This window comes from Streptomyces camelliae (assembly GCF_027625935.1).
In the GTDB taxonomy this organism is placed as follows: domain Bacteria; phylum Actinomycetota; class Actinomycetes; order Streptomycetales; family Streptomycetaceae; genus Streptomyces; species Streptomyces camelliae.
The window spans coordinates 8,331,628-8,347,756 of record NZ_CP115300.1 but is presented as its reverse complement, the minus strand read 5'-3'; the positions used below and the strand labels follow the sequence as shown (position 1 = coordinate 8,347,756).

General features: G+C 74.2%; 14 protein-coding genes and 5 pseudogenes. 10 read left to right on the top strand and 9 right to left on the bottom strand.

Annotated features, from left to right (window positions below; all coding sequences use genetic code 11):
* Positions 1-9 precede the first annotated feature (9 nt).
* Together O1G22_RS38305 and O1G22_RS38300 are read left to right on the top strand one after the other, a co-directional pair.
* Positions 10-864 (top strand): carbohydrate ABC transporter permease, encoded by an 855-nt coding sequence (locus tag O1G22_RS38305; protein ID WP_225094913.1) that lies wholly within the window; start codon positions 10-12, stop codon positions 862-864.
* A complete protein-coding gene (locus tag O1G22_RS38300) occupies positions 861-2,285 on the top strand; it encodes a glycoside hydrolase family 32 protein (RefSeq protein WP_270085508.1) in 1,425 nt (474 codons plus the stop codon). The genes O1G22_RS38305 and O1G22_RS38300 overlap by 4 nt, the downstream gene beginning before the upstream one ends.
* Here the strand turns inward: O1G22_RS38300 and O1G22_RS38295 are convergent.
* Positions 2,248-3,312, bottom strand: coding sequence for a LacI family DNA-binding transcriptional regulator (locus tag O1G22_RS38295; RefSeq protein WP_270085507.1), 1,065 nt, complete (start codon positions 3,310-3,312; stop codon positions 2,248-2,250). The genes O1G22_RS38300 and O1G22_RS38295 overlap by 38 nt on opposite strands.
* A gap of 41 nt (positions 3,313-3,353) precedes the next feature.
* Positions 3,354-3,977: an MmyB family transcriptional regulator gene (locus tag O1G22_RS38290; RefSeq protein ID WP_270085506.1), complete on the bottom strand. Its 624-nt coding sequence runs from the start codon at positions 3,975-3,977 to the stop codon at positions 3,354-3,356.
* Between the two features lie 35 nt (positions 3,978-4,012).
* On the opposite strand from O1G22_RS38290, the pseudogene O1G22_RS38285 reads away from it, so the two are divergent.
* From O1G22_RS38285 to O1G22_RS38270, 4 genes and pseudogenes are all read left to right on the top strand, one after another.
* Positions 4,013-4,926: pseudogene (locus tag O1G22_RS38285) on the top strand (pyridoxal-phosphate dependent enzyme).
* A gap of 90 nt (positions 4,927-5,016) precedes the next feature.
* Positions 5,017-5,346, top strand: a pseudogene (locus O1G22_RS44585) (M28 family peptidase); the annotation flags it as partial.
* Positions 5,271-6,344 (top strand): M20/M25/M40 family metallo-hydrolase, encoded by a 1,074-nt coding sequence (locus tag O1G22_RS38275; RefSeq protein ID WP_333492490.1) that lies wholly within the window; start codon positions 5,271-5,273, stop codon positions 6,342-6,344. The pseudogene O1G22_RS44585 and the gene O1G22_RS38275, both read left to right, overlap by 76 nt.
* Before the next feature lie 113 nt (positions 6,345-6,457).
* Positions 6,458-6,892, top strand: a complete 435-nt coding sequence (locus tag O1G22_RS38270) for a cupin domain-containing protein (RefSeq protein ID WP_270085505.1) — start codon at positions 6,458-6,460, stop codon at positions 6,890-6,892.
* Positions 6,893-6,918: 26 nt separating this feature from the next.
* Here the strand turns inward: O1G22_RS38270 and O1G22_RS38265 are convergent.
* The 3 genes and pseudogenes from O1G22_RS38265 to O1G22_RS38255 form a co-directional block, all read right to left on the bottom strand.
* A pseudogene (locus O1G22_RS38265) lies at positions 6,919-8,731 on the bottom strand (ATP-binding SpoIIE family protein phosphatase).
* A gap of 138 nt (positions 8,732-8,869) precedes the next feature.
* The gene (locus O1G22_RS38260; protein WP_270085504.1) at positions 8,870-9,337 is read right to left on the bottom strand and encodes a peroxiredoxin; all 468 of its coding nucleotides are present in this window, start codon (positions 9,335-9,337) and stop codon (positions 8,870-8,872) included.
* A gap of 145 nt (positions 9,338-9,482) precedes the next feature.
* Positions 9,483-10,013, bottom strand: a complete 531-nt coding sequence (locus O1G22_RS38255; protein WP_270085503.1) for a MarR family winged helix-turn-helix transcriptional regulator — start codon at positions 10,011-10,013, stop codon at positions 9,483-9,485.
* A gap of 145 nt (positions 10,014-10,158) precedes the next feature.
* On the opposite strand from O1G22_RS38255, the gene O1G22_RS38250 reads away from it, so the two are divergent.
* The 3 genes from O1G22_RS38250 (at position 10,159) to O1G22_RS38240 (ending at position 12,106) form a co-directional block, all read left to right on the top strand.
* Positions 10,159-10,446 carry a putative quinol monooxygenase gene (locus O1G22_RS38250; RefSeq protein ID WP_225094922.1) on the top strand — a complete coding sequence of 96 codons (288 nt, stop codon included), beginning with the start codon at positions 10,159-10,161 and terminating at the stop codon, positions 10,444-10,446.
* Positions 10,447-10,664: 218 nt separating this feature from the next.
* Positions 10,665-11,096 (top strand): SH3 domain-containing protein, encoded by a 432-nt coding sequence (locus tag O1G22_RS38245; protein ID WP_270085502.1) that lies wholly within the window; start codon positions 10,665-10,667, stop codon positions 11,094-11,096.
* Positions 11,097-11,278: 182 nt separating this feature from the next.
* Positions 11,279-12,106 carry an XRE family transcriptional regulator gene (locus O1G22_RS38240; protein ID WP_270085501.1) on the top strand — a complete coding sequence of 276 codons (828 nt, stop codon included), beginning with the start codon at positions 11,279-11,281 and terminating at the stop codon, positions 12,104-12,106.
* Positions 12,107-12,200: 94 nt separating this feature from the next.
* On the opposite strand, the gene O1G22_RS38235 is transcribed toward O1G22_RS38240, so the two are convergent.
* The 4 genes and pseudogenes from O1G22_RS38235 to O1G22_RS38220 form a co-directional block, all read right to left on the bottom strand.
* The gene (locus O1G22_RS38235) at positions 12,201-12,785 is read right to left on the bottom strand and encodes a 4-carboxy-4-hydroxy-2-oxoadipate aldolase/oxaloacetate decarboxylase (protein WP_270085500.1); all 585 of its coding nucleotides are present in this window, start codon (positions 12,783-12,785) and stop codon (positions 12,201-12,203) included.
* Positions 12,782-13,577: pseudogene (locus tag O1G22_RS38230) on the bottom strand (PIG-L deacetylase family protein). Before O1G22_RS38230 ends, O1G22_RS38235 begins: the two are co-directional and overlap by 4 nt.
* 95 nt (positions 13,578-13,672) lie before the next feature.
* Positions 13,673-14,211, bottom strand: a pseudogene (locus O1G22_RS38225) (GntR family transcriptional regulator).
* Between the two features lie 57 nt (positions 14,212-14,268).
* On the bottom strand, positions 14,269-15,126 hold the full coding sequence (locus O1G22_RS38220; protein ID WP_270085499.1) for a LysR family transcriptional regulator: 858 nt from the start codon (positions 15,124-15,126) through the stop codon (positions 14,269-14,271).
* A 152-nt stretch (positions 15,127-15,278) separates the two neighbouring features.
* Between O1G22_RS38220 and O1G22_RS38215 the strand changes: the two genes are divergently transcribed.
* Positions 15,279-16,088, top strand: a complete 810-nt coding sequence (locus O1G22_RS38215) for an EamA family transporter (protein WP_428986530.1) — start codon at positions 15,279-15,281, stop codon at positions 16,086-16,088.
* The last annotated feature ends 41 nt before the right edge of the window (positions 16,089-16,129 follow it).

Below are 16,129 nucleotides of genomic sequence, written 5' to 3'. Positions count from 1 at the left end.
GTGAGTCTCATGAGCCAAGCAACCCTGAACATCGGCCGCGCCCGGTACGCGCTCGGGCCGTGGGCGCGGATCGCCGGGCTGACCGTGTGCGCGCTGCTCACCCTCGGCCCGGTCGTGTGGACGGTCTCCACCTCGCTGCGCACCCCGGCGGACTCGTTCAATCTGCCGCCGCAGATCATTCCCACTCATCCGAGCACGGCCGCCTATCGCGGGGTCTTCGACCAGATCGACGTGTGGCTGCTGGCGCTCAACTCGACCCTGGTGACCGCTTTGATCGCGGTCGGTCAGATGATCACCGCGGGGCTCGCCGGTTACGCGTTCGCGCGGCTCGACTTCCGTTTCAAGAAGCCGCTGTTCGGGCTGGTCCTGGCGACCATGATGGTCCCCTTGCAGGTCACGATCGTTCCGGTGTTCCTGGTGCTCAAGTCGATGGGTCTGACCGACACCCTGCTCGGTCTGATCATTCCGGCGTTCCCGACCGCGTTCGGCACCTTCCTGATGCGCCAGTACTTCCTCGGCATGCCGAAGGACCTCGGTGAGGCGGCGATGCTGGACGGCGCCGGGCCCTGGCGGATCTTCCGGTCCGTGTACGCCCCGCTGGCCCGGCCCGGACTGGCGATCGTCGGTGTCCTCGCCTTCAACTACCACTGGAACGAGTTCTTCCGCCCGCTGATCCTGGAGACCTCCGGCCAGAACTACACGCTCCCCCTGGGGCTGGTCTCCCTTCAGGGCAACCTCGGCACCGGCTCCATCTCCGTCGTGCTCGCCGGTGTCGTGCTGTCGATGCTCCCCGCCGTCGCCGTGTTCGCCGTCGGCCAGCGCCCTCTCCGCGAGGGCATCACCTCCGCAGGAGTCAACCGTTGAGCCTCGCCGCTCCCGCCCCGGACCCGGCCGCCCCGGACCCGGCCGCCCCGCGCTTCCGGGTCCGCCCGCCCGCCCACTGGATCAACGACCCCAACGGCCCGTTCCGCTGGCGCGGCCGCCACCACCTCTTCTACCAGCACAATCCGGCCGCGCCGGTGCACGCGAACGTCCACTGGGGCCATGCCTCCAGCCCCGACCTGGTCCACTGGGAGCACCACCCGATCGCCCTCACCCCGACCCCGGGCGGCCCCGACGAGGCGGGCTGCTGGTCGGGCTGTGTGGTGGACGACGCCGGCGTCCCCACCGCCGTGTACACCGGGGTCGACCACACCCACACCGGCGTCGGCACCATCTGCCTGGCCCGCGCGGCCGACCCCGGCGACGACCGCCTCCTCGACTGGCGTCCGCTGCCCGACCCCGTGGTCGCGGCGCCCCCCGCCGGACTGGACGTGGTGATGTTCCGCGACCCGTTCGTCTTCCACCACGGCGGCCGGCGCTGGGCACTGGTCGGTGCGGGCCACGCCGACGGCACCCCGTCGGTGCTGCTGTACGACTGCCAGGAGCTCACCGACTGGCGGTTCGCCGGTGTCCTGCTGGACGGCACCGACCCGGTCGCGGCCGGCGCCTTCGGTGACAAGGCCGTCGGCTGGGAGTGCCCGCAGCTGTACGAGGCGAGCGGCGGGGAACACGTCCTCGTGCTGTCGCTGTGGGACGGCGAGCCCTGCTCCACCGGCTATCTGACGGGACGTCTGGAAGCTTACGGCAAGGGTGGGTTGGCGCTCACGACCCGCGCCGGCGGCCGACTCGACCACGGCCGGGACTTCTACGCGCCCGCCGTCCGCCAGGATCCCGGCCGGGCCCTGCTGTGGGGCTGGTCGTGGGAGGCCCGAGACAACTCAACGGTCCTGGCTGCCGGTTGGGCGGGGACACTGACCGCGCCCCGCGTGGTCGACGTCCATCCGGACGGCTCGCTCCGGGTGTTCCCGGCGCCGGAGCTGGAACTCCTGCGCGCCCCCGTGCCGTTCGTGACCGCGCCGGGCCGGGCGCCGCTCCCGCCGTCGTACGACCTGACCGTGACCGCGCGCGGTGCCACCACGGTCACCCTGCTGCGAGCGGCGGACCGGGAGCTCACCGTCCGGCTGGACCCGGCGGCGGGCAGCGTCGTGCTGGACCGGAGCGGCTGGCCGCGCACGGGCGCCATGGCGGCCGAGGGGTCGGCTCCGATCACGGTGGGCGTGCCGCCCGGCCCGGCGCTCACCGTCCGGATCCTCGTGGACGGCTCGCTCCTCGAACTCTTCGCCGGGGAGCGGGCGATGGTGACCGAGCGGGTCTATCGCCGCCCGGACGACGTGGCCGAGCTGGTGGTCGCCGGGGACGCCGAGGTCAGCGCGTGGGAGCAGGTCCCACCGAGGCGCGGCTGACCACCGGGCAGGCGAGCCGCCGTACCGTGGCGGGCGGGGTGCGGCCGGTGTCGATCGCGTCGAGCAGCAGCCGGGCCGCCGCCTCGCCCATCGCCCGGTGCGGCAGCGCGACGGTGGTCAGGGCCGGGGTGAGGAAGGCGGCCATGTGTTCCTGGTCGTCGTAGCCGACCACCGACAGCGCGCCGGGTACGGCGATCCCGAGCCGGGCCGCGGCATGCAGCACGCCTGCCGCGACCCGGTCGTTGTAGCAGAAGATCCCGGTGGGCCGGTGGTGCGGATCGGCGCCGTCGAGCAGCCGCATCGCACCTTCGTGGCCGCCGCTGATCTCGCCGCCGGTGCGTACGACCCACTCCTTCGGCACGGTGACGCCCTCGGCGCGCAGCGCGTCCCGGAAGCCGCGCAGCCGTTCCACCGAGGCGATGTCGTCCTGTCCGCCGACGAGGGCCACCTTGTGGTGCCCGGCCTCCAGCAGCAGCCGTGCGGCCGTACGCCCGCCGGCCCGCTCGGCCGGGATGACGGCGGGCAGCGAGTCGTCGTCGGGCACGCAGTTGGCGAGCACGGAGTGGGTGCGGTGCAGGCCCTCGGGGACCCGGACCCGGCGCAGGGACATGGCCGCGTAGATGATGCCGTCGACCCGCCGGTCGAGGAGTTCGGCCACGGCCGCGTCCTCCTTGGCCGGATCGCCGCCGGAGTCCACGGTGAGCACGAGGTGCTCGCTCGCCCACGCGGTCTCCATGGCGCCGCGCAGCAGCCGGCCGGCGAACGGCGAGGAGGCGATCTCGTCGGTGACCAGTCCGATCACGGCCGTACGGCGGCGGCGCAGGCCGCGGGCGACCGGGTCGGGGCGGTAGCCGAGCTGGGCGGCGGCCTGCCGGATGCGTTCCTGGGTGGCGGGCGAGAGGTTGCCCTCGGCGCGGCCGTTGAAGACGAAGGAGACGGCGGTGTGCGAGACCCCGGCGAGCCGGGCGACGTCCCGTGAGGTGGGCCGTCCGCCACCCGCGCCGCTGCGCTCCGCGCCTGCGCCCATACCGTCCGCTGCCCTCTCCCCACCCGTGTGTTGATCACCACTCACCCTATCCGTGCGGCGACGGCGACGGCGACGGCACCGGTGGCGGCCGGACCTGGGCCGGCGCGGGTTCGTCCGGGACGCCGCGCGACCACACGCTCCGCCCCCGCCGTACGCCGGTCTGTTCCTCGGTGCGCTACTGGTCCTCCACACGCTCCGGGGCGGCGTCGCGCGCGGGCGCGTTGAGGTTGAGGCTGCCGAGGATGTCCGGGAGTTCGGCGCTGCGGCTGCCGGGTTCGGCTGAAAGACGACGAGGGTGAGTCCGTCGGTGCCGTCCACGGAGAGCTTGGTGGAGTGCAGGTCGAGGTCGCCGGCCTGTGGGGGGTGAGATGGCTCGTGCGGCCGCGGCGGGGCCGTACCTCGTGCCGGGCCCACAGGCGGGGCCGTACCTCGTGCCGGGCCCACTGGCTGCGGAAGCGCTCGCTGCGCAGGGACAGCTCCCCGACCAGGTCGCGCAGCCGCGGGTCGTCCGCGGTCACGCCGGCCTCGGACCCGAGCGCCCCCACCCCCTCCTCGGTGAGGTCCTCCCAGTCCCGGCGCAGCTCGCGCTCGGGCGCACCCGCGAGCCGGCGGGGCGACCGGCCTCGGCCGAGGCCGGTGAGCCGCGTTCCGTCGGGGGGATCCATGACGCGCGGCGGCTGCACTTCCGCTTCCGGCCGGCCTGGCTGCCGGTGCGCTCCGGACGCACCCTCGCCCAGCCGGCCCCGGCCGAGCGGGGGACTCAGCGCGGGCCGGGTGGTCGCGGGCCGGAGCGGAGGCCGGCCGCGCGGCGCAGGGCGTCCCACACGGCCGCGCGGTGGCCCGCGTGGCGCACCGCCTCGGGCAACGCGCCCATGTCTTCGTCCCGCAGGGGGTGCATCCGCGGGCCGTGGCCGCCATAGCCGCCGAACGGGCGCGGGTCACCGAGGTCCCGGGGTCGTACGACGAGGCCGTGCGCCGGGCGGCCGAGGCGGCCGCCGCGCCGGACGCGGTCCTGGTCCAGGACACGGGGCTGCCGGGCTACGAGCGGATCCCCGGGTGGATCGTGGAGGGCTACTCCACCCTGTGCGCCGAGACGGATGAACAACTGGCCGCCGCCCATGTCGCCGACGGACCGGATCTCGTGTGCGTACCGGTCGGTGTCGGGTCCCTGGCGCAGGCCGTGGCACGCACTACCGCAGCCGGCCGTCCGGGCGCGGGGCGGCGCTGCTGTCCGTGGAGCCGGAGACCGCGGCCTGCGTCCTGGAGAGTCTCACCGCCGGCCGTCCGCTCAGCATCGCCACGGGCGACACCATCATGGCCGGGCTGAACTGCGGTACCCCGTCCGGCACCGCCTGGCCCTTCCTGCACGGCGGGCTGGACGCCGCGGTCGCCGTCACCGACGCCGACAGCGCCCGCGCGGTGGGCGATCTCGCGGCTCTCGGTGTCTCCTCGGGCCCCTGCGGGGCCGCGGCTCTGGCCGGCCTGCGCGCGGTGCTCACCGGCGCGGGCGCCGAGGACCGCCGTACCGCACTCGGGCTCGGGCCGGCCTCGGTGGTCGTCCTGCTGAACACCGAGGGCACGGCTGCCAACCCGCACTCCCCCACCGCCCGCTGACCACGTGCTCGCAACCGCCAGGAGACAGATCATGACGGACCCCGCCCCGGCACGATCACCGTCGACGGCGACCGTCTGTGGCGGTCCCTGATGGACCTCGCCGAGATCGGCGCGTACGACGACGAGCGCACCGGTCTGCGCGGTGTCAGCCGCCTCGCCCTCACCGACGCCGACGCGGCCGGGCGCCGCCGGGTCATCGCGTGGATGGAGGAGGCCGGGCTGGCCGTCCGCGTCGACCGGATGGGCAACATCTACGGCCGCCGCGAGGGCACCGACCCGGAGGCGGCCCCGGTCCTGACCGGCTCGCACATCGACAGCGTCGCCACCGCCGGCGCCTTCGACGGCTGCCTCGGCGTCCTGGGCGGCATCGAGGTCGTCCGGACGCTCGACGAACACGGCATCGCCACCCGCCGTCCGATCGAGGTCGGCGTCTTCACCGAGGAGGAAGGCGTCCGCTTCGGCACGGACATGCTGGGCAGCGCCGTCGCCGCCGGCCGGCTCACCCTGGAGTACGCCCACGCGCTGACCGACCGCGAGGGCCGCACCCTCGGCGGCGAACTCGCCCGCACCGGGGCTTCGCCGGCCCCGCCGACGCAACGCTCGCCCCGCCGTACGCCTACGTCGAGTGCCACATCGAACAGGGACCCGTCCTCGCCGAGCAGGGTGTCGAGATCGGTGTCGTCACCGGCGTGCAGGGCATCTCCTGGCAGGAGATCACCGTCCACGGCCGCGCCGCGCACGCCGGCACCACGCCCACCCGGCTGCGCGCCGACGCCGGCCTCGCCGCGGCGCAGATCGTCGTCCGGCTGCGAGCCATGGTCGACTCCGGTGCGTACGGCGAGCTGCGCGCGACCGTCGGCCATCTGACGGTCCACCCGGACCCCGGGCACTTCCTGGTCGCCCTGGAGGACCTGGGCCGGCACCTCGCCCGGGGACCGGCACACCCGCTCCCGGGCACCGGGACCGTGCACGCCTCCCTCATCCGGGGCGGCGAGGAGCCGTCCACCTACCCGGCGCGCTGCCGTGTCACCCTGGAGCGCCGCACCGTTCCCGGCGAGAGCGCCGCCCGCGTCGAGCGCGAGCTGACCGGCCTGCTGGACCGACTCGCCGCCACCGTCCCCGACTTCCGGTACCGGCTGGCCCGCGGCCTGCACCGCGAACCGTTCCAGGCCGACCCCGAGGCCCGCATCGTACGCACCCTCACCCGCCATGCCGCCCAGGTCCTCGGGCATCCGCCCGTCGTACGCGCCGAGCCGTTCTGGACCGACTGCGCTCTGCTGGACCGGGCCGGCATCCCCTGCCTGCTCTTCGGCGTCGACGGCGCGGGCGCGCACGCGGCCGACGAGTACGCGGACCTCGCCTCGCTGGACCGGCTCACGGACGTCCTCACCGGCACCATCGCCGACGTCTGCGCCTGAGCCGGGGGCGGATCGCCGGGTTCCGGCCCCAACGGGCGCCCGCTGGCCTAATCTTCACGGCGAGACCCGCCATGTTCACGGCGACACCCGCTCGCCTCCGGGGAGGCTCCCGCATGCGCATCGCACTCCGCACCGCCGTCACCGGCGCGCTGACCGCCGCCACCGTTCTGCTGTGCGGTACCGCCCAGGCGACTCCGCCCGGACCCGGGGTGACAGCCCGGATCATCAGTCGGACCACCGTCGACGGCACCGACTACACCCTGCGGGAGATCACGATCCCGCCCGGCCAGAGCACCGGCTGGCATTACCACGACGGTCCGCTGTACGGCGTGGTGAAGCAGGGCACGCTGAGCCACTTCGACTCGTCCTGCGCCTCGGACGGTGTGTACCGGAGGGGGGCGACGATCCAGGAACCGGCCGGTCCCGACCACGTCCACATCGGGCGGAACCTGGGCGACACACCACTCGTGCTCGATGTGCTGTACGTGCTGCCGCACGGGGCGCCGTTCTCGGAGGACGCGCCGAACCCGGGGTGCCCGTTCCAGTGACCGGTCATCGGGCGGTGACCCGGTGATCAGGGTTCGGGCAGCGTCTGTTCGGCCCAGATGGTCTTGCCCCGGCCGGTCTGGCGGCTGCCCCAGCGCTGGGTGAGCTGGGCGACCAGCAGGAGTCCGCGGCCGCCCTCGTCGTAGGCGTTGGCCCGGCGCAGATGCGGAGAGGTGGAACTGGCGTCGGAGACCTCGCAGATGAGGGCGCGGTCGCGGATCAGCCGTAGTTTGATGGGCGGTTCGCCGTAGCGGATGGCGTTGGTGACGAGTTCGCTGACGACGAGTTCGGTGACGAAGGCGGCCTCGTCCAGCCCCCAGGCGGTCAGCTGTTCCCCGGCCGCCTGCCGGAAGACGGCGACCTCGGCGGGGTCGGGCGGGACGTCCCAGGTGGCGACCCGGTCGGCGCCGAGGGCGCGGGTGCGCACCAGCAGCAGGGCGACGTCGTCGCCTGGCTGGTCGGGCATGACGTCCTTCAAGACGCTGTCGCACAGCGCGTCGAGGGATCCGGCGGGCGTGGTCAGGCCTGGCACGGGGCGTCGGTGGCGCCGTCGAGGTCCCGGTCGCGGTCCTCCAGCAGGTCGTCGGTGTAGAGCGCGACGACGGAGCCCTCGGGCAGGTCCAGTTCCATCGCCTCGAAGAGCAGCCCGCCTACGCCGAGCGGCGGCCCGGCGGTCATCGGGACGATCTCGGCGGCGCCGCCGGGCAGGACGACGGCCGGGGCCGGGTGGCCGGCGGCGGCCAGGGCGAGCCGGCGGGAGACGGGGTCGTACATCGCGTACAGGCAGGTCGCGCCGAGCTCGGCGACCTCCTCGCCGCTGTCCTCGGCGGCCAGGTGGACCACCAGGTCGTCGAGGTGGTGAGGAGTTCGTCCGGCGGCAGGTCGACGTCGGCGAGGGTGCGTACGGCCGTGCGCAGCCGGCCCATGGTCGCCGAGGACTGGATGCCGTGGCCCACCACGTCGCCCACGACCAGGGCGACCCGGCCGCCGGAGAGCGGGATGACGTCGAACCAGTCGCCGCCGACGCCGGCCAGGGAGCCGCACGGCAGATACCGGTGGGCCACGTCGAGCGCGGCCTGCCCGGGCAGGTCCCGTGGCAGCAGGCTGTGCTGGAGGGCGAGGGCGGTGCTGCGCTCGCGCTCGAAGCGGCGGGCGTTGTCGATGCAGACGGCGGCGCGGCTGCCGAGTTCCTCGGCGAAGACGGCGTCGTCGGGGCCGTAGTCGTCGGGATGGGCCATGCGGACGCAGATCGCGACGCCGAGCGTGGTGCCGCGGGCCCGCAGCGGCACCGTGATCAGGGATGGGCGCCCAGCCGGAACGGGCGGCCCCGCGGGGAGCGCGCAGCGCGGGGAGCGCGCAGCGCGGCCTGGCCGGCTGTGCGGGGCGTCCTCGACGGTGTCCAGGAAGTGTCGGCCGAGCAGCACCTCCTCGGGTACGCCCATCACATGGCAGGCGGCGTCGTTGACCCGCAGATAGCGCTGCTGGAGATCGAAGACCGACATGGACATGGACGCCTGCTGGAAGGCCTGGGCGGCCAGGGCGGTGGCGGCGCTGCCGGGCGGGCCGGCGGTGACGACGAATCCCGTGGCCTCGCCGTCCGGGCCGAGCACCGGGAACGCGGTCAGGGTCAGCTGCACGCGGTGGCCGTCGCGGTGCCGCAGGGCTACGGTGCCGGCCCGTGCGGCAAGAAGCTCGCCGGGGACGTTCCCGGCGAGCAGCTCGGTCGCGGGCCGGCCCACGATGTCCCCGGCCGAATGGCCCGTGAGCAGCCGCGCACCCTCACGCCAGCCGGTCACGGTGCCCAGGACATCGATGACCGCCACGGCGGCGCCATGCTTCATATGCCCCAGGATGATCCGACTGCTCCGGGCCATCAAGCGCGGGGCGGAGGCCTGTCCGACGCGGCGGGTGGACGGTTGCCGGTCCGGCTCAGGGGATGGACGTGGCGGCCGACGCCGGGTGGGAACAGGTGGGTGGTCTCAGCCCTGGTGGGTGCGCAGGGCGGCGAGGGCGCGGTCGGCGTGGGTGTTCATGCGCAGCTCGCTGCGGACGATCTCCAGCACCGTGCGGTCCTGGGCGATGACGTAGGTGACGCGCTTGGTGGGCGCGAGGGAGAAGCCGCGCTTGACGCCGAACCGCTCCCGCACCGCGCCGTCGGTGTCGGAGAGCAGCGGCATGCCGAGGCCGTGCGCGCCGGCGAACTCCTGCTGCTTGTCGACGGTGTCGCCGCTGATGCCGACGGGCCGGGCGCCGACGGCCGCGAACTCGGCGGCGAGGTCCCGGAAGTGGCAGGCCTCGGCCGTGCAGCCAGGGGTCATGGCGGCGGGGTAGAAGAAGAGGACCACCGGGCCGTCGGCCAGCAGTTCCGTGAGCCGGCGGGTGGCGCCGGTCTCGTCGGGCAGGGCGAAGTCCGCCACCTTGCTGCCGACCTCGATACGTTCCGTCACGACCGTCTCTCCTCGTTCCGGGCGACTCCCGGCGCCCACCGTGCCGGCGGCACCGTCTTCGCCTCCGATGGCCTGCCGCCGGATATTACTGGACGGTAGAAGCCATGTGGGGCCCCGCTCGCCCTACCTTCGCCGGCAGCGGACGTCAGCCCGTCGTCAGCGGGGCCTCGTCCGCCTCCCGCCCGGAGTCCTCCTCGATGGTGTACGCGAGGAAGTCGTCGACCATGCGATGGAAGAGGGTGGCCATCTGCCGCAGCTCCTCGGGCCGCCACCCGGCGAGGGCGAGCTGCATGCCCCGGGCCCCGGCGTCCCGGATCCGGCCCACGGCCTCCCGGCCGGCGTCGGTGAGCTGGATCCGCTGGGCGCGCCGGTCGGCAGGGTCGGGGACGCGGCTGACGTAACCGGCCTTCTGCAGTTGCTGCACGGTCCGCGTCACATGGGAGGCCTCCACGCCCAGCCGCTGCGCCAGCTCCCCCGGCCGCAGCGGCTCGGAGTCGGCGATCTGCCGCAGCAGCGCCACCGCGGCCCGGTCCAGCGGCACGCCCGCAAGCGCGATCAGCCGCTCGTGCTGCCGGGACCGGGTGCTGAGGTAGGTGACACGCGTCAGAGCGCGCTCGATGTCGACGACCTCCGGGGAGGCGTCGGGCAGGTCGGACAGCGATTCCGTGCTGGGCATACCCGGCAGTTTACCAGCTCGTTGCGTAAGTCAAGTAACTTCCGCGCGCCCCCGGGCATCGGGACGCGTGTCGTACGGGCCGTCCGCGGGCGGCCGCGTGCTGCAATCGGCAGACCACGATTCTCGTCGAACACCGGAGGGACCCATGGCCTTCGCCGTCGTCGCCCAGTACCAGTGCGCACCCGCCGACGCGGACACCGTGCGCGACGCGCTCCGCGCGATGCGCGAGCTGGTCCCGTCCGAGCCCGCGAACCTCGCCTACGAGGCGCACGAGGTGGTGGACCAGCCCGGGGCGTTCGTCCTGTACGAGCGGTACACCGACCGCGCCGGCTTCGAGGCGCACAAGGAGACGGCCCACTTCGCGGAACTGATCCGGGGCACGGTCTTCCCGCTGCTGAAGGAGCGGACGATCACCTTCGCCGAGACGGTCTGACCACTCCCCTCGGGACACCTCACCCGGACGGGTACAGGCACGGGCGGGACGACGGCGCGCCTCCCCCTGTCGCCCCGGCCGCGGCGCCGGATCCCGCCCCGAGGAACGTTCCGGAGCGTCCCGGGGGACACCGGAACGGCATTCCGACGACCCGCCACGGAAACGCTGGCTGTCGTGATCACTGCTCGTGGTCACGAGAACGACAGCCGGAGGTTGCCATGATCCGACGGACTTTCAAGAGCGGTCTGCTGGCCACGGTCGCGGTGCTCGCCTTCCTGCCCACGACGGCCGGGGCGGCCACCGCGAGCGCCGCGGGCTCCTACCCCCTGCCGGGTGCCGTCACCCAGCACCATGCCCGTCACATCGATCTCTTCCAGCGCCGCGCCCACCGCCGACACCTCACGCACCGTGTCGCCGTCCGCGCCACCGGCCGTGTCACCACCCGGCACGCCCGACTCAACGTCCGCTCCGGGCCGGGCACCGGCTACCGGGTGATCGGCCACCGGCACACGGGCCGCTATCTGCACCTGACCTGCAAGACGCGCGGCTCGTGGGTCGCCGGGAACCGCGTCTGGTACCGGCTCGCCCACCACCGGGGCTACGTCTCGGCCCGCTACGTCCTCATCGACCGTGCCCTGCCCTGGTGCTGACGGCACCTCAGCACCGCACTCCCAGCCGCCGAAGGCCCGTTCGACGACCCCCGGACGGGCCTTCGGCCTGCCCATGCCTCACCTTCCTCCTACCTCACGTGTGTGTTCGCCGCGCCGCAGGGAAGCCATTCCGGCAACAGGGGCGAAATGGCCCATAGCGGAACGGGAGTCGAGGACGCACGATGCGGCACCCCCAAGCATCGACAGCAGCGGTCACGCCGGACGACGAGCCACGGGTGGCGGCGCTGCGCGACCTGAAGGACCGTACGGGGCTGAGCCTTGCGGCGCTGGCCGCGCGCACCCCGTACAGCAAGTCCGCGTGGCACCGCTATCTGTCCGGCGGCACACCGCCGCCGCGGCCCGCTGTGGAGGCGCTCTGCCGGCTCGCCGGCGCCGACCCCGAGGCCGTACTGGCCGAGTGGGACGCGGCCAGTACGCCCCCGCCGGACTCGGAAGCCGCGGCCGCCGAGACCGGCGGGGAGCGGAAGCCGGGCCGGCTCCGGCCGCAGCTCCCCTCCTGGCTCGCGTCCCGCCCGCCGTCCCGGCTTGCGCTGTCCGCGCTGGCCGTGTTCGGCGCCGCCACGGCGGTGGCCGCCGTCGTCACCCTGGCCGCGCGTCCGGCCGGCGCGCCCGCCGCGCAGACGCTGCCGGCGGTGTCGCGCTGTCACGGCCGGTCGTGCCAGGGCGAGTTGCCCGACGCGTCGGCGTGCGCCCGGGACGCGCGGACCGCGAGCACCGTCACCGACCCCGCCTACACGGTCCGGCTGCGCTGGTCGGCGGCCTGCGGCACCGCCTGGTCCCAGGTGCGGCTGCACTCGGCGCGGGCCCGCGAGGTGTCGGTGCGGGAGGGCCAGAACGTACTGTCGGCCGGCTATCCCGCGGACGACTCCGCCGGCGACAGCAGTCCGATGCTGTCGGTCTCCTCGCCCCGGGGAGTGGAAGCGTGCGCCGAGGTGGGCGGCGAGCTGGCGTGCACGGGCCGGGACGTGGAACCGGACGAGGCGGGGTGAACCGCGACGTACGCATACGGTGCCGCTCCTCCGGGTTCGCGCGTACGGTGCCGTGCCCCGGGTCCGGGGTGCGGCACCGCGGGCGCGGGGCGGGTCAGCCGGCCGTGACGAGTCGCTGTCCGCTGCCGCTGGGCTCGGACCGGCGGGGTGAGCGCAGGGCGGCGATGCCGAGGGCGGCCGTGCCGAGGATCACGTCACCGGTGTGGATCACCTGGCCGTCGACGGCGACCGGCACGTTGACCGAACCGTCGGTGGCCTTGACCGTGCCCTGCGCGCTGACGGCGCGTGACCAGGCCGGGAAGTTCATGTCGCGCAGTTCCTGGGTGTCCCGGATGCCCGCGTTGACGACGAGCCCGCGCACCCCGCGCCGTCGCAGGGCGGTGGCGAACAGCTCGCCGAACATGCCGTCGGTGGACGGCGAGGTCGTGGTGACGACCAAGAGGTCACCCTCGCCGCACTGTTCGACGGCCGGGTGGATCATGAGGTTGTCGCCGGGCCGGCTGAGCACGGTGACGGCCGTGCCGGCGGCGCGCACGCCCTGCTGGACGGGCCGGATGCCCGGCCCCAGCAAGCCGGTTCGCCCCATCGCCTCGTGCACGGTGGCGACCCCGTACCCGGCCGGCGCGTCGACGTCCTTCGGATCGGCCTTCGGCGGGCCGGTGACGATCACGCCGCTCACGCCGGCTCCTTCGTGACCTGCGGGTAGAGGCGCATGAAGGCCTCGGCGATGGTCCGGTGCGGCAGACCGAGGTTGGGGCCGGCGTTGCGCCCCAGCTGGACGCCGCGGCGGACGGCGAGGTCGGTGTAGTGGTCCCACAGGTGCCGCTGGGCGCCGAGGCACTCCATCGCCTTGCGCTCGGTGTCCCACACCTCGGTGATGTCGAGCAGGACTTCGGGCCGGAAGCCGCTCATCTCGGGCTGGTGCGGCTCGAAGCAGCAGACGGGCGGGGCGCCGATGATCTCGCCGGGGCCGGGGTGGCCGATGGCCTGGGCGAGGACGCGGGCCTGAAGGGCCCATGCGGTGAGCGGCCGGGTGGTCGCCGTTGCAGGGGTCGTCCACGGGGTGGGTGAGGACGACGTCGGGCTGGGTCTCGCGGTAGACGGCGACGAGCCGGTCGGTGAGCTCCGCGGTGGCGACGAGGGCACAGTCGCCGACGTCGAAGAACCGGACGTCGGCGCCGAGCGTGGCGGCCGCCTGCTCGGCCTCCTGCCGGCGTATCGCCTTGATCTCCTCAAGGGTCCGCCCGTCGCGCCACGCGTTGGCGGACTCGCCGGGCTCGCCGAAGGTCAGGCAGGCGATGGTGACCTGCTCGTCCCGTGAGGCGGCCAGGTCGATCGCTCCGCCCGCCCGCCACACGAAGTCCCCGGCATGGGCCGTGACGACGAGGGTCGAGCGGGGCGGGGACGGGGGTCCGCCCAGCTCGGGCGGGGCCGAGGGATCGGCGGAGGCAGACGCGTCGGACTGCGTCATCGGTGGCATCTCCTTGCTGGACAGGTGAACCTCCACCCGCCCGGCGACCGGACACGCGACGCAGGCACACGAACGCGCCCCGGGGGCGCGCCGTATCAGTCGCTGAGCGCCTCGATCACGTCGGCGAGGTGGGCGCGGACGGCCGCCTCGGCCGCCTGCGGGTCCCTGGCCCTGATCGCCTCGATCATCGCCAGGTGCTCGTTCAGGGACTGCTGGGGGCGCCCCGGGCGGAGCGCCAGCTGGAAGCGGTGGCGGACCAGTTGGGCGTTGAGCCGCTCCAGCAGCTCGATCGCGGTGCGCCGGCCGGAGATCTCCGGGATCCGGTCGTGCAGTCGGTGGTTGAGGTCGGAGTACGTCACGGGCTCGCCGTCGGCGACGGCCTTCTCCATCGCCGCGCCGAGGTCGGCCAGTTCGGTCAGCTGCGCCTCGCTCGCGGCGACGGCGGCCTTGGCCGCGCACAGCCTTCCAGGACCATGCGGCACTCCGTGATCGCGACCGCCTCTTCCACGGTCACCACCCGCACCCGCGAGCCGCGATTGCGGATCCGCTCGACCAGTCCCTGCGCCTCCGGATCGACCAGTGCCGCACGGATGCCGGCCCGCGTCACACCGAACTGCTCGGCGAGTTCCTTCAATCCAGCCCGACAAGATTGTCAACAATTTTGTTTGCGTTATCCGGGCCCAGGACCGGCTCAGGCCGCGCGATACAGCTCGGTGAGGAGTTCCACGACCGCCTGGCGGGCCGGGTGGGGGTCGTCGCGCCACCAGGCCAGCCGTACGGCAACGGGTTCGGCGTCGCGCACCGGCCGGTAGACGACGCCGGGCCGCGGGTACTGGTGCGCGGTCGACTCCGCGGTGACGCCGATGCCGCGTCCGGCGGCGATCTCGGTGAGCCAGTCGTCGACGTCGGACGTCTCCTCGACGGCCGGACGGGCGCCCGGCGGCCACAGCTCGGGAGTGGCCGTGCCGGTGCGGGGGTCCACGAGCAGGGTGCGGTCGGCCAGTTCGGCGAGCCGCACCGAACGGCGCCGGGCGAGCCGGTCGTCGGCGGCGAGCGCGCACAGCCGGCGCTCCAGGCCGACGATCGCGGTGTCGAACCGCCGGTCCGCCGGCGGCCTGCGGACCACGGCGAGATCACAGGCGCCCTCGGCGAGCCCGGCAGAGGGCGAGTTGACGCGCACGAGGTGCAGATCGATGCCCCCGTGCTCCGCGCTCCAGCGCCGCTGGAAGGCGACCGTGTGGCGGCCCACCGCCGACCAGGCGTAGCCGACGCGCAGCCGGGTGTGGCCCGAGCTCGCCTCCCGGACCAGGCCGGAGACGTCCGCGAGCACGCGGCGGGCCCGCTCCACCACGCGCAGTCCGGTCGCGGTCGGGGTCACCTCACGGGAGGTGCGGCGCAGCAGCCGTACGCCCAGGGCGCGTTCCAGGGAGGCGAGGGTGCGGGAGACCGCGGCCTGGGAGACCCCGAGGGCGATGGCCGCGTCCGTGAAGGTGCCCTCGTCCACGATCGCCACGAGACAGCGCAGCTGGCGCAGATCGATGTCGTGCATACGCTCAGCGTATAGATCGGTCGGCGCATGCATTTTGCGCAAGGATGCAGGCGGCGCACGATCCCGGCATGCGACGCGCTCTCCAACGCCCGGCCGTGGCCCCGCCCACAGTCATCACCCCGTCCCCGGCGAAGGCCCGGCGGCTGACCGGCGTGGCCACCATGGTGGGCAGCGGGCTGTCCAACCAGACCGGCGCCGCCGTCGGGGCCCTGGCCTTCCCCGTCCTCGGTCCGCTCGGGGTGGTCGCGGTCCGTCAGTACGTCGCCGCGCTCGTCCTGCTCGCCGTCGGCCGGCCCCGGCTGCACGGCTTCACCTGGCGGCAGTGGTGGCCGGTGCTGCTGCTGGCCGGGGTCTTCGGCACGATGAACTTCACTCTGTACACCGCCGTGGACCGCATCGGCCTCGGTCTCGCCGTGACCCTGGAGTTCCTCGGGCCGCTCACCGTCGCGCTGGCCGCCACACGGCGCCGGCTGGACGCCGGGTGCGCGGTGGTGGCCGCGGCCGGGGTGGTCGTCCTGATGCGCCCGCGCCCCTCCGCCGACTACGCCGGGATGGCCTTCGGCCTGGTCGCCGCGTGCTGCTGGGCGTCGTACATCCTGCTCAACCGGGTCGTCGGCCGGCGCATACCCGGCGCGCAGGGCGTCGCGGCGGCCGCCACGGTGTCCGCGCTGGCCTTCCTGCCCGTCGGCGTCGTCCTCGTTCTGCGCCATCCGCCGACGGCCGGTGCGGTGCTGTGCGCGGTGACGGCCGGCGTCCTGTCCTCCGCCGTTCCCTACCTGGCCGACCTGCTGACCCTGCGCCATGTCCCCGCGCAGACCTTCGGCCTGTTCATGAGCGTCAACCCGGTCCTGGCGGCCCTGGTCGGCTGGGTCGTCCTCGGCCAGGGCCTGGGCGCGGCGGAGTGGGCGGGCATCGGGGCGGTGGTGGTGGCAAACGCGGTGAGCCTCGCGACGAAGGGGTGAGCACCGTCGGGCCCCGCCGTGGGAGTACAGGCCGTCCCCCG

Coding starts and splice junctions, on each gene's coding strand:
- O1G22_RS38305 (WP_225094913.1), top strand. CDS start 10: ATGAGCCAAGCAACCCTGAACATCGGCCGCGCCCGGTACGCGCTCGGG.
- O1G22_RS38295 (WP_270085507.1), bottom strand. CDS start 3,312: ATGGGCGCAGGCGCGGAGCGCAGCGGCGCGGGTGGCGGACGGCCCACC.
- O1G22_RS38290 (WP_270085506.1), bottom strand. CDS start 3,977: ATGGATCCCCCCGACGGAACGCGGCTCACCGGCCTCGGCCGAGGCCGG.
- O1G22_RS38270 (WP_270085505.1), top strand. CDS start 6,458: ATGCGCATCGCACTCCGCACCGCCGTCACCGGCGCGCTGACCGCCGCC.
- O1G22_RS38255 (WP_270085503.1), bottom strand. CDS start 10,013: ATGCCCAGCACGGAATCGCTGTCCGACCTGCCCGACGCCTCCCCGGAG.
- O1G22_RS38250 (WP_225094922.1), top strand. CDS start 10,159: ATGGCCTTCGCCGTCGTCGCCCAGTACCAGTGCGCACCCGCCGACGCG.
- O1G22_RS38245 (WP_270085502.1), top strand. CDS start 10,665: ATGATCCGACGGACTTTCAAGAGCGGTCTGCTGGCCACGGTCGCGGTG.
- O1G22_RS38240 (WP_270085501.1), top strand. CDS start 11,279: ATGCGGCACCCCCAAGCATCGACAGCAGCGGTCACGCCGGACGACGAG.
- O1G22_RS38220 (WP_270085499.1), bottom strand. CDS start 15,126: ATGCACGACATCGATCTGCGCCAGCTGCGCTGTCTCGTGGCGATCGTG.